Genomic DNA, 13,946 nt, shown 5'->3' on the forward strand with positions numbered 1-13,946 from the left:
ATTCGTCTTTTTTTCATGAGAGGCAGGTTTGAGACCTGTCTCTACTCATACAACTCAATCGTACTACCCAGCGATATATAAGACGGCTCACCACGATTCTTAGATAACTGGTCAGCCCGCCATCTCAGATCGATCTTAATTCCTGGAGGAAGATAAGCAGCCCGAAAACATACCGTATTTGTACCGAATACGGGTTCCTGATCCTTTAAATCAAGAAGCAACTTCCCTCCACGTTTGTCTGTGATAGTATAGAAACCGGGTTGTATCGCAAAATTGGTTGCACCCGTATTCCATTGCTGCAGAAAAACCTGGTCTCCCGTCTTGAGATTTATAAAACCATCTTTTACCTGGGAACATGAGAGTAACCCGTCCGCATCAAATCTTCCTGCAGGGAGAAATTGAATAGCAGCGCTTGGCACAGGTGGGGATGCGATTCCACCAAAAAGCACTTTTTTCTGCACGGTATCTACACCAAAAATAGGGTAAACAGTAAACAGAATCCCTTTTCCCCAGAGAAATATAGAATCCCCTATTGATATACTACTGGATGTTTGTGCGCCCTCATCGACAAAGAGATCTGTCGACATACCACCAAAAGAGAATAAGGCTGGTGTTTCAGTACCAAACCTTCCGACCAGGCCAATATCGGGAGGGTATGAAAACCTTTTGATGGTAGATTTTGGTTCTCTATACTGCTTTGTGTGCCTGTCATAGTAGAAAATATTAAATGCGGTTATCGAAGTAGATAAAATCTCTACCCTTGTTACCGGTGTTTTCTCTATTTGCCCATCTCCCTCAGTCCCATTAGGATTCGTAAACACATCATCCCCATTCGGATCCGGATTCGTTATGGGATCGTATCCCGGCTCCTGGCTGTTGGGAATAAGATCAACACCAAAATCTTCATCTTCCATGGTCGTTATGATCCTTTGCAGTTCGAAGGTATAAGCCTTATTGATAAACCCGTCCCCGCCCTGGTCCACTTCGGATAGCAGGGGACCTGATCCATCGGGGTCCCGGTCAAAAAAACCATTTCCTTCTGTACCCGTACCAGAAAAGATTGGATCAAAATTATCATATGCAGGATCAGGATTTGCAACCGGATGGAATCCCGGCTCATCTTCATCAGCCTTTCCATCAACACCGATATCTTCTTCAGTGCCAGATATCTTCTTTTTGAATAATCGGTAACATATATTTGCAGGCACCCACGTATCACCCTTCATAACACTCCCCCGGAAATAGATAACATCCGTATTCCCACTATTCGTTATGCCAAAGACATAATCATAGGTTATCCCATAGGGAAGATTTTCATAATTGAGGAGGGATTCCTGAAAAGTGGTAGAATTATCGTCCTGCGGTGGGTAAAAATCTTCTCTGAGAGAAAACGTACACGGATCATCTGACGGTAGTATTACATCTTCTTTCCCTTCTCTGCTGTTAAAATAATCGTCATCATTCAGATCATTAAAATATTCCATATCTGTTACAGCCCTGATGGTTGAAAGGTCAGAACGTATCATATCCATAATGCGGCTGGCTTCTTTATAAACAGACGACCGCTCCTGCAAGAGAATCGTATGACTCATTCCTATCCTGAGAAAGAGAAGCAATCCCATAGTAATAATCGCCATTATGGCAATGGTTATCACTGTTTCTATTAAGGTAATACCATATACATTTTTCATGTATTCATTCAAAATGGAATTTGAAACCGTTCTACAAAATCCGGCTTAACCAGGCCATCATCAACAACATCATCATTATCATCATCGGCGCCGTTCAGAACAATCTCAGGGAGTGCAGCGCCACTGGTAAGGCCCCTGTCAATCTTGTTATTCATGTCGGTAATCACTTTATCATTTGTCACGCCATCACGATCATCATCCTCTGTATTCCCGGTATTTACCTCAGGCAGTGATGCCGCATCCAGGAGATCCTGGCGGGCAGACTGGAGCGCTGGCCTGACTTTAAAGAAATCCTTATAGATAGCAATTTCAAAGGTAAAGACGTTACTGTCGGAATTATCGTCCGGGTTGATTACCCTTTGATGAAATATCCGGATGGTATACCCATAGTTTGTAATACGTAAAGAGGGGTTTTGAAGATAGGTTTTTATTACCAGGGGTAAACCATCTTGCCCTACTTTCCTGTCCGGAACATTAAGATATCCATTTTTATTAAAATCCGTCTCTCCATCAAACCTTCCATCCCCATCCTCATCAACAAATGTCTCACCAAAATCCCTTATACCATTCCCGTTCGTATCTGAGAATGGTTCTTTGACATCGAATCGTCCATTCCGCTCCGTCCCGTTTGGATTTCTCACCGGATCGAAATTATCCCCTGAAGGGTCAGGATTATGCACAGGAACATAACCTGGTTCCCGTTCATCACGTAAACCATCAATACCCACGTCTTCAAAGGTATCAAAGAGGCCATTTCTGTTGACATCCTCATCACTATCCATTGTCCCGTTAAGGTTAAAATCTTCCTCTAAAGGCGGACCAATAAAATCATGAAAAACCGGATTATTATTTTCATCGGTTACATATTTGATTTCAAGTAATCCGGTATTTAGCCGATACAGAAGCATAACTTCACCCTTGTAAAGAAGTCCGGCGGGATAGAGACCCCTGGCAATACCATTGGGCTTCCCTTCACTTCTCAATATATCATCCCTATCCCCGGGAAAGTTTATCACTTTACCTATTGGTGGAAGATTAGCCGATACAGCGACTCCCTCATGAATAAAAAAAAAGGAATTATCCTGTACAGAGAAGTTCTCTCTTGCCCCTGTGATGACAGTGCTTTTAATTGATTGGGCTACCAGGGAGATTTCAATCCCTGCTGTTTCCTTCTCCATAACCTTAATATCCAATGGATATAAAGTCGCTATGCTACCGGCAATAACAGCAAGAATGGCAATTCCGATAATAGCCTCGAGGAGTGAAAAACCATGTATATCATATTTATTCATATTCATCAGTTAATAAGGGTTTTAAGTTAGGTTGGGTTTTAGAAGACAAAACCCAACGATTTTTCTTTTTTACCCATCCCTCTGCTCTTCTGATTTACCCACCTCTAAATCCCATATGCATCAAGCTAAACACTACCTGACTTGTTCCCAAACTCTGTTTGGGAACATGCGTATCCGAGAAACTCTGTTTCCCGGATCAAGAAGTAACTGATCATATGATCTCTCAGAACTATGGACTCTCGAAACAGAGTTTCCAGGCAATTGTGTTCCCAAACAGAGTTTGGGAACAAGCTACTACAAGCTACTACAACCATTATAGGTCCGAAGGGCTGGAAGTCTCTAGCCAGAGCTGAAGGCCATGGAGATAAGGAATAATACCATAACAGCCCCAAAGGGGTGAAAGATATCATGAGCAATAATGTATCCTGGATACAAAAATCCTTAGCTTGATGCATATGCCCCTCAATTCCCTCCCAAGAGGGAACTTTTGATTCCCCTGCAGAGACGCAAAATCTTGCGTCTCTACAAGAGGTTCCCTTTTAAAAACCACGAAGGAAATAATCCGGTGGATTCGTTATATCTTAATCCACCCTACTCAATTACAGAAAGAATCTCCGGCATCTTTTTTATAACCGTTACCGTTATATCATCTAGTACCGGCGATTCCGTCTGTGTCCCTACGGCAAAGAGATTTGCCCGGTATTCCAAAACAGCATCTTCTGGTACGGGAAGGTCTATCCTGATACCTGTACTTGCCCCATCCCCTCCAAACCAACGCCACAGGACCTTCCCGTCCAGGGCCTTTAAAGTTAATTCAAGGGATACATCGGTTTTCTCCGGCAAATATTCTGTCCATGCAATTGTGCCAATCCGGCTTCCCACAGGCACTATTTTGGTGAAATTACGAACGATATAACCACTATCATCGAGACGGCCATCGTTATTACTGTCTCTAATACCAGGAGATACTCCCTGATTATGGTTTTGGTCCATATCCAGATTAAGATAAAGCTCTCCTGAATCCCATCTCCTATTCCGGTTATAATCGATGTACAGTTCACCATTTTCATACGCATTTGCAAGGGCGCTTGTCCCTGCATCGATAAACCGTTCGCCATAGAATGAATAAAACTCTCCACTGCTGTCATAAAACGTTAAACCCCCCATATCAAACGCCTCTCCTATATCATATACCCCATTGCCGTTCTTATCGCCAAACCTACGGCCTGAAGTATCTCTTCTAAAATTGAGGTTATAGTCCTGATACGGCTCGCCTTTCTCAAAAACTGAGGTTCCAAAAGAAGAAGCAAATCTTTTTGGATTACCGGTAACACTCGATGTTCCGTTATAGACAACCAGGTCATCAATGGTTGCCATAAAGGAAGCCCTATCCGTTACTGACTCAAATATCTTTGTACCAATATGAAAAATCGATGTTGAAGTACCGGAATTCAGGTCACTCAGTCTTGCAGATACCGTTCCCAGGATGAAGGAAGTATCGGTGCCCAGATCCACAGGATTGCCCGGATCCACAAGATTGCCATTGATAAATAGGTTTTGTTCTACATCCTCCCTATTGTCCGATCCATCCGTCTCTATCCACCAACTGTATGCAATATTTTTCCACACACCTGGCTTTAAAGAAAATGTAGTAGTTCCTGCGGTATTATAGGTAGCCGAACCGGGATATATTGACTCATTCGTAAACGGGACATCATTCACAAATAGCCCCGTTACGGTTATGGTACCCGGAAAAGAAAATCTCTCCAGTTCAAGCCTTGCATTATCTATGAGCCCGTCATTATTAGTATCCCCGAAATCCTTAAGAGAGAGTTTGGAAAAAACTGTGTACGTACCTGCCAGGCTGTCAAAAGTAAAAGGTGGGCTATCTTTTATCGCAGTGGATGTACCCATAATCATGCTCAACTGTTCCTCACGAGTAGGTACACCATTATTTTTTGTGACAAAAATTTCATTTTCCATGGAAACTTCATAAAATAATCTTGAGAGGATTATCTCATCAGGTTTATTATTGGTATTTATACCGATGCCAATGATGTCATCTCCATATCCATCCCCGTCATCATCGATACCGTCTTCTGCATTTGTTTCAGGATTTGATGCAGGGTTAGCACCTGTATCATCAATAAAACCATCCCCGTCATTGTCTCTGTTATCAATTACAGTTTCGGGTATCGCCCATGGATTAGTTATCTGAGGAAATTTTATCCAGAACTCCATAGCTCCACACCTGATACCCCGTCCATCCAGGTTAGCGGTAATTGTTCCTTTACCCAATAAGGTATTCAGGTCATATGCAACAACACCTCCGCTCACACTTCCTGAGTCCGACAATGTCTGGGTAATAACACCATCAGGCGCAAGCCTGACTGTTATTGTCCCGGCATCCGGTACAAATAAGCTGTCACCCGTATTAACCGCTTGCGTTACTCCATTGACAATGAGGAGTGGCGTACCTGTTCCAACAAGCATCGGCGTCCCGGTTCCAAACTGGTTCGCAGTATCGGTGCCCATAAGGTGATAATCGCCTTGAAAGTTTGAGGAATAAAGCATTTGAGTGACAGTACCAAGTGGAACGGCATGGTGACTGAGCTGTATCAATCCATCTGCCCATGTTTGTTTCGTCGTTGCTGGGGTATCAACACGATACTCAAACATCCTTAACTCAGGGGTGCTGGTACCTGCAATATATACCCTGTTCCTTCTCGAATCAATCCCAATAGCCACAGCATTATTGGTCTCCATCCCTATTTCCGATGCTGGCAAAATCTGTAACCTTTCATTTCTTGCATGTACTGCAGTAACCGTACCAACGGTACCTTCACTTAGAACAAAAATCAGGTCATCCTCCTCATCCATAACCATCTGTTTTGTATTTGTGGTAACGCTGCCAAGCGGTAAGCTATCTAATTCATAAAATGCGGTAGGCGTCCCTGTAGTAGTGAGCTTAAGGAGTTCATCGCTAGTGCTTGCCCCGAGAATATAAAGAAGGCCGTCGTTGGTATCAACAGTCATTGCAGTCACCTCAAAAGGAAAAGGTAACGGTATCCGTGTTATTTCCTCAAGGAGATGTGAATCAACATCATCTTGATAATTGACTACCGTATCTGTACCTGCGATGAAAAATTGTTCCAGTTTGTTATCAAAGACAATATCTACAGGGGGGCTGGAGAACCCTGTACTGATACTCAATGGTGTTTTTGAAAGGCTGGATGGATGCTTTGGCTGCGTCGGTTTTGGTCTCACGGCATCATCGATCTCTCCATCGACGTCACTATCATCATTATCAATCAAGGTCTCTGGCCTTCCTCTTGTAGATGTCCCGATATCATCAGGAGTACCATCGTTATCATCATCAATACCATTGTTACTTTCATCTGTCAAAGAAGATAAATCATCTACTTCTGGAATTGCACTTACGTCTGCCGGTGGATAACGCCATTCGAGTACATTTGTCGAATTTGATGTTATAGCAGCTATTACCTTGTGCCCTGCGTCAAGTGTAATCTTTTTTGGTATCACACCCGAAACCCCTTCTACGTCTTTTCTTCGTCTTGGAATTACTCTGTTAGGGGTTGTTGTACCGGTAATATCAAATACCCTGATCGTATTACTATTTGATATCCCTGCATACATCCGCCCAAAGTCCGTTGCGGTGAAGAGCGGGTCTATTGACAGAGACGTTATATAGGTACCCGAAGCTAAGCCTGTTATTGTTGCAGTACCTATCTGAGAGAGTGTAGGTACATCGGTTTTATTATATTTCCATATTCCTATATGATTGTCTCCTGCAAGATCCGTATTTCCTCCCACATATACATTCCCGGTAATCTCATCAACCGCAATTGCCGTTGGTTGAAAACCTAATGAGGTACTGGTAGATGAGCCCATTTTGATATCATCTGCAGCCTTCATATTCTCGGGATACGAGTTTGCTTCAAAAAAGGATCTTGTATAAAACGGCTTCGCTACGGTACTCGTCCCATAGTCTTCAAAATCCTTTTGTGTTGTATGCCTGAGAAGATCCATTGTTTTAGCAATAACACGTATCCTTTTTCTTCCTAATTCTCCACCAGTTATAGTATCTCCGGATGAGCCCGAGTACAAAACAGTGAGTAGTTCATCATCTATACCTTTCAATACCGTACTTGTTATAATCCCCAGGGAATCTATCTCATAATATCCGGAATGACTAAGGCTTAATTCAGTTGTAGGCGTACCAAAGTGTGCCTTATCAAGTGAACGGACAAGTATGCCGTTTGGATTAAACCTTTGCAACCGTGTATTTGGCTCTAGCTGGGCAATCAAACTCTTTTTCTTTTCAAAAAGGCGGCGATCGATTTCGGTTGGAGGAGATGATTTTGTTGTGTTTGTACCTATGGTTTCGTCCATAAATATCTCGAAATCTTTCCAACTCGTAAATGGCTTTTGCAGCCGATTAATGAGCATGGTGTTTGCAAGTGTTTTTGCTGCATCAAAAGTTGCTGCATCCATAATCTTCATTCCGTTAGCTATTACGGTCTGTAATATCTCTTTCGGTGCAGTATTTAGATTAACCGGGTATCTGGGCTCTGCCATAAGACTTGTAGGATTGAATGGATCGGGTTTTATCGTGGTTGTATCCTCCCATCCCTCTACCGTAACAAAATCCTTTAACTTTTCAAATTCATCTAAATTATCAAAATAGATTGCCTGATCCTGTGCAGAGTCTCTGTTAATGTTCTCACGGTCGAATATGCGGCCTGCCTTCCGTACCAATAACGGCCGTTGTTCCGGAGGCGCGCAAACGGCGGGAATTGATGTACCGGGACGAATTACCTCCAAAAGCTGGTCGATAGACCGAAAGCGTTTACCAGGCAATGAATTCCTGTATTTGATAATAAGTACGGCATCTGCATCATCAGCCCTCGCTGTGGTTGTTCCAACATTATTTTTTTGATTTATTGAAGGATCGCTGGTAATCGTGGTGTAGAGCTCGCAATCGTATTCTATACCGCGGGAGTTAAATCCAAGATAGGTACCATCATCTGTAATACTATCATCATCACGATCCCTGCCATCCCCCCGTTCGTCGATATAAGAGGTCATCGGATCATCATCCTCAGGCAAGCTCTCATTTACAGGGGTCAGAGGTGTATTGAAAGCACTGGGAACAAGTTCTACGACTTTTAAAAGGTAGTTCAGGAGCAGTGCCGTGAGTACGCCAGGACCGTTCAGGTTTATTTTGCCATTTGCGTCTATTACCTTTATATGTATATTCCCCAAAAAATCCCTTGATCTTTCTCCATATCCCGGTGTTGAAGTACCCATGGGGATACGTTTAGAATACCGCAACCATTTTTGCAAACCGTTTTCAACCGTATCAAGCCTTCCATTATTATTAAAGTCAGGCTCACCGGCATCGTATTTCCCATTCCCCTCGGTCCCTGTTGGATTAAATATTGGGTGATAGTCATCCCCTTTGGGATCCGGATTGTTTATAGGATCGTAACCGGCCTCATAAAGACCATAGAGAGGATGGCCCATTGATACACTATAGGGATAACCAGGAATGCGATCGATGCCAATATCTTCATTAACAATTTGACCGTAACTATCTACAAGGATAATGCCAAAGGCATCTTCAAGTATCCCGTCAGGGGCATCCTGCTGTCTGTTGCCGTTGGTATCTTCCGAGGTCGGTACAATCTCAGGGTCTCCCGATACACCGGGGAGGTCATCAATAATCCCATCCCCATCATCATCTACCCCATTTCGGCCAATAATTGATACATTCTTACTTACAGCACTGATATCAAATTTTCCATCCCAATTATTATCCACCTCTCCATCCCTTGCAATAATGCCATCGCCGTTGAGATCGGTATCCTGAAAAAACGCCGCCCACATCGGGTCGCTGCAGGTTTCGCTCCCGATCTTATTCTGCACCCCTTCGATTGCCATTGACAAACCCATTCTGGCCGCAGACCCCGATAATTCGCTCGTCTTGCCATCCAACATTTTATGATCTAAAAAGGTCAGACCTGATCCTGCTAAAGCAAGGATAAACACAATGGCAATAATTACTACCGTTGATCCAAAAGCTTCTTCCTTCTTAAAATTCATATATCCGGAATTATTCAATTAAGAATTTAGCCACAAAGGCACTTAAAAGACTGAGATGGTTCAAGTTTGCAACCTGAACCTCATATTTATAGCATTGATTTAGCTATTACTTCAACCCGGGTCGTGGAGAAAAAGCGAGCAAGCCGAAGTCCAAAACAAAGTGAGGGGAAAGTAATCCCCCTGTAGAAAAGGGGGAAAATTCTCTTTAAAAAAGGGATAAAGGAATTATGAATTCTCTTTTGTATTTCCCTCTTCTCAGACACGCACCCATTGTATTTCTCACTTTCTAAAACACTCATCTATTTTCCTCATTTCTAAACTACTCACCCATCTCCCACTTTTCTAAAGGGGGATCAAGGGGGATTAGCCTGAGTCTGAACTCTATCCTGAAATTTCAAATTACTAATATATCTCCTTCCTCTCGAGAATTATGGTAGCAATGAAAAGGATCACCCCTATATACATCAAACCGTAAAACGAGGTAATGGCCATGTATCCGCTTGTAATAGGGATGCCGGCGGCAAGGGCAGAACTCACATTGAAATCCTCCAGGTTCGGGAGAATAGAATATATGACATTCCCTATAAACTGACTTACACCACCTTTTTCAATTAACCTGCCACATATATAGGGCGAGAGGTGTCCTGCAGCATAAATAAAAAAACAAACAACGGCATTCAATGCTATGGGTAAGAAAATTGAGAGTGTAAGCGAAATAGCGGTAATTATGGCCACCAGTTCGTAAGAGAGAATAATAGATTTCGTAATATTCCCGTAGTGAAGAATATCTCCCTTCCACAAGAGGGTAAGACCAAAGACCAGGGTAAGAAAGAAAAAGGCACATAATATCGTGAGCATAATACCAATATATTTCCCCAGGATAAACTCCCGCTTACTTATCGGTTTTGCAAATACTACAAGAATCGCCCTGTTCCTGATATCCTCGGAGATAATACCAGGCGAGGCAAGGATGGAGATTAAGAGACCGCACAAAACAATAGAACTTATTCCCATTTCACGGATCATATTAATCTCAAGACCGAACCCGAATGTTGTAATAATCCTTGTGATCAATAGTAAAAGCGAAAAAAAGATTACGAGAAAATACGAGACAGGCTGGCGGATGGAATCCTTAAAAATACCCATGGTAATAATGAGCGTCTTGTTCATAGTTATGCTCCTTGAAATATCACATTAAATTAAGCCTTCGGCAAACTCTATAAATGAGGTTCCCCTCCCTCGATGGGAGGGGTTAGGGGAGGGTGATCTGCTTATTTCTTTCACTCCCCACCTGACCTCCCTCATTCCTTCGAGTCCTCTCAGGACAGGCAAGGGGGAGGAACCAGCAATTTGAATTTCCTATACATCAAGATATATCCTACCATATCTCATAAAAGAGGCGTTCCACCGAAACGTCTCTGCAATCTCAATTATCATCTAATGGTAAATTTGTTCGGTGCCGTAGTGTAATCCTGAATTATCCCTTTTCGGTTCATGATCCGGGCAATGGTTGTATCGATAGAGATCACCTTTATCCCATCCCACTCATCACCCTCTAAAAGAGTTCTATACCGTCCTGATCTTGCACCCTTCAATACAACGCTCAGTCTTTTACTCCTTTCCTTGAGATTCATAATTCCAATAAACAGATATTCTTCTTTTTCAATTACTGCTTCCGTGGACTTTTCTCCTAATATGGCATTCACAGCTTCTGAAAAAAACGGGTTACGGTCTAAGGTTACCGGTTCATTTTCCTGTACTATGGCGTCTCTCATAAAAATTGCCTGCGGTTCCGTGAGGGTAATATCGCTGATTTTTTGCTTTGGTATCTGAATCTCATCGGGTAATCCCATATAACCCTTTACTCTCTCCAGAATCCCTTCCGCTGCTTTATTTTTTTTCGATACAGGGATATCCTGCAGCAGTTTTCCCCGCAAGGAAAAGAAGATTGAACAGAACGTCATCACAGATATTATCAGTAATACCTTTTCTATGTTCAGTTCTTTTATCCATTTTTTAAGAATAGACACGAAATATGTTTGCCCTTTAGTCATTTGCATGTAATCGCCATGTCGGGGTCATTGGGGCATAGGTAATGGAATCTTTGATTACAAGCTCAAGATACAAGAGTTTAAATCTGACATTGAGTTTACCCTTACCTACAACCTGATGCCCATCGGGTACCTGGATTTGTATATCTTCGACGAAAAAGTATCCTTCCGACTTTCTCAATACCTGAAAGGCCTTCAATACTTCGTCTAAACTGAGTTTGCAGTGTGCTTCTATCATTACCAGATCTATATTCTGGAAAACCATAAGATCCTGTAATGAGCTAGACGCACCGGGGTCTCCTACTGTAATACTTACAAAATGGTTCTTATCGAATCCGCCGTCCAGCATTCGTTCCAGAAACATCTTCAGTAGCCACATCCTTCTGAGGTGTTTATTCATTTCATGTATATCAGTATGAATTGATTTTACCTCAAAAAATTTTCCATATACATTAACACCGGGTATTTTCTCAGAAAGCATATCCCTGAAACGGTCGATACATTGTTTATCCTTAATATGAGCAAATCGCTCATCTGGTGATATCACGAACTCGCTTTCCACCTCTGGAAACGAAATGACATCCCTGATATTCTTAGCCTCGGTTCTATAGTAATCATCAAAATATTGAGCTCTCGTAATAAGCTCATCATAGGTAGGGACGCCGCGGATATCATATCGTTTCAGCTCCCGGCTGGATGCCTTGAATTTTGCCAGATGTTTTTCTGCAGGGACAATAAAATGTTTATGTGCGTACCCCCTTGCAACAAGAGTGATAATTACCCCTGCAATAAGGAAACACACAGCCCGCTTGTTAATACCCAACGTATTAGAGACACGGTAAAAAATCGATTTCATAGTATTCCTATCTTAATATGGTGGATTCGCTTAACCCACCCGATACCTATAATATCCAAAGGATGAAACCGGACATATCCTCAACAGAGGAAAGATTCCTCAGTCTGTCATTGCGCGGGTCTTTTCCGAAGCAATCTTAGAGGCAGGGATTGTGGAGCCTGTTCCGGGCGTATCAGCAAGAAATCTCCGGGTTTGCTTCAGCCCTCACCTCGCAACCGCTTCACTCCTCGCAATGATTTTTTAAGAATTCCGTACGTTCCATACACCTGCATACAACCAAGACTCTACTTCTGCCATGTTCCGTTCGGTTTCATCGATTGAATGCTATAATAAATGCTCAATCTGTTACACATTCTATGTGAAAGGTAACCGTTCGATTGCCAAGTTCCTTAATTTCTCTAAAACTGACCCCTTTGAATCCCTTTACCCCTTCCAGATTTGTTACATAACTTTTGAGTATTTCCAGCGGGTTATCGCCGCCCTCCGTTGCCTTAACTTCCCCTTCCAGCCTGAGCCATCGGGAAGAACCGAGGGACTGGAATCCTCCCACGGTCATGATATCAACATTCTTCAGCGTAATATCTGTGGGAATTTTTACATCAAGAAGTTTCACCAGTGCTGCATAAGAAAAATCCTTATCACAAATATCCTTCAGTTTTTTGAGCTGTCCCCCGAGCTTCCTTTGTCCTTCTGCAATACCAACGAGCCTGCCCTCATTATTTATATAGGCTGACAAAGCATTTTCAGCCTTTGCTGCGTTATCCTTGTACACTTTCATACCACTATAGCTGTAGTACAGGGTCATACCTGCCGTGGCTAATACAAAAAACATGGCAATCTTGAGGTATCTCAAGTTCCTTTTAGCCCGGTCTTTGATTTCAGTGAGCCTGGACACTAATCTCATATAAACAGGCATCCTGTTCAGCGATCCAAGCGCTAACCCCGTGGCTACCGCCATACTGCGCGGGTCATAGTTCATACCACGAGCTCTCTTTTTATCAGAGACTTTTATTCCAACTGCTTCAATAGTATCAAGGGCCCTGACATCCTTATTCAGACGCTCGCCCAGATACCCTGTTAACCCTTTATCGGAGCATCTTTCACCTGATACCCAAAAATGAGAGATGTCGAATACCGAGAGTTTCAGTTCGCGCCGGCAGGCCATGAGTGTTTGCTGAATCTCGTCATGAATTGCATGGTATGTACCTTGTGTAGTATTTTCTTCTGTTATTTTCCGTCGAACGCTTCGGAAAAAAACAAGCCTGCTTGCAGGTTTCTCTGCATTGGCTTTCGCTACAATTGCCATATCGAGACCATCATTACTGATATCAGCACAGAAATGCAGCGCCCCTTCTGTACCTTCTTTCATAATAGTAATAAGGTTATACAGTGCAAGAGGTCTCGGAACCGAATGATTCATTCCCTGCACCAGCCCCTCATGAAACTTATGAATAAACTCCAGGGTATCATTCCTGACCAGGGCAACCATCACTAATTCATTCTTTTCCCTGCGGGAAACCCCCTCGATCCTTGAAAACCCAAAATTAATATCGTTGATATTCTGGGAAGAGAGTATTAAATTAAGAAATGATACCATCCTCTCTTTTACGCTTTTCGGAACAAAAAAATATTTATAGAGCACATCTTCAGCCGATGTGGTTATTGCAGGATTCTGCATCCTGAGTTTAGACCTGGAAAGGTCAGCCTTAACCATACGGGCAAGGAATTTCGGCGGCTGATGGATCAGCTTGCCTTCTTTCAGGTACTCCTTTATCGGTATAAGGGCGCAGTTTGATATCAGAAAGGACTTACCATGCTTTACAACCTGGACAACCTTTATCGCATCGATTCCGATATCTATCCCTGTAGCAGTAATCTTCCGTTTCCGTGTCATATAACGATCCTCTGCCCGCGGCAGAAAAAAATGCCT

At 42.7% G+C, this 13,946-nt stretch carries 7 protein-coding genes; all 7 read right to left on the reverse strand.

The window, feature by feature from the left end:
- Positions 1–41 precede the first annotated feature (41 nt).
- Positions 42–1,691 carry a hypothetical protein gene (locus FBQ94_RS07220; protein WP_007223272.1) on the reverse strand — a complete coding sequence of 550 codons (1,650 nt, stop codon included), beginning with the start codon at positions 1,689–1,691 and terminating at the stop codon, positions 42–44.
- 8 nt (positions 1,692–1,699) lie between these two features.
- Positions 1,700–2,983 carry a prepilin-type N-terminal cleavage/methylation domain-containing protein gene (locus FBQ94_RS07225; RefSeq protein WP_285442070.1) on the reverse strand — a complete coding sequence of 428 codons (1,284 nt, stop codon included), beginning with the start codon at positions 2,981–2,983 and terminating at the stop codon, positions 1,700–1,702.
- A 591-nt stretch (positions 2,984–3,574) separates the two neighbouring features.
- Positions 3,575–9,109: a hypothetical protein gene (locus FBQ94_RS07230; protein WP_007223274.1), complete on the reverse strand. Its 5,535-nt coding sequence runs from the start codon at positions 9,107–9,109 to the stop codon at positions 3,575–3,577.
- A 402-nt stretch (positions 9,110–9,511) separates the two neighbouring features.
- Positions 9,512–10,279 carry an ABC transporter permease gene (locus FBQ94_RS07235; RefSeq protein WP_007223276.1) on the reverse strand — a complete coding sequence of 256 codons (768 nt, stop codon included), beginning with the start codon at positions 10,277–10,279 and terminating at the stop codon, positions 9,512–9,514.
- Between the two features lie 263 nt (positions 10,280–10,542).
- A complete protein-coding gene (locus tag FBQ94_RS07240) occupies positions 10,543–11,169 on the reverse strand; it encodes a hypothetical protein (protein ID WP_285442071.1) in 627 nt (208 codons plus the stop codon).
- A complete protein-coding gene (locus tag FBQ94_RS07245) occupies positions 11,156–12,016 on the reverse strand; it encodes a hypothetical protein (RefSeq protein ID WP_007223278.1) in 861 nt (286 codons plus the stop codon). The genes FBQ94_RS07240 and FBQ94_RS07245 overlap by 14 nt, the downstream gene beginning before the upstream one ends.
- A gap of 337 nt (positions 12,017–12,353) precedes the next feature.
- The gene (pilM, locus tag FBQ94_RS07250; protein ID WP_007223279.1) at positions 12,354–13,910 is read right to left on the reverse strand and encodes a type IV pilus biogenesis protein PilM; all 1,557 of its coding nucleotides are present in this window, start codon (positions 13,908–13,910) and stop codon (positions 12,354–12,356) included.
- Positions 13,911–13,946 lie beyond the last annotated feature (36 nt).

The organism is Candidatus Jettenia sp. AMX1 (assembly GCF_030263775.1).
In the GTDB taxonomy this organism is placed as follows: domain Bacteria; phylum Planctomycetota; class Brocadiia; order Brocadiales; family Brocadiaceae; genus Jettenia; species Jettenia caeni.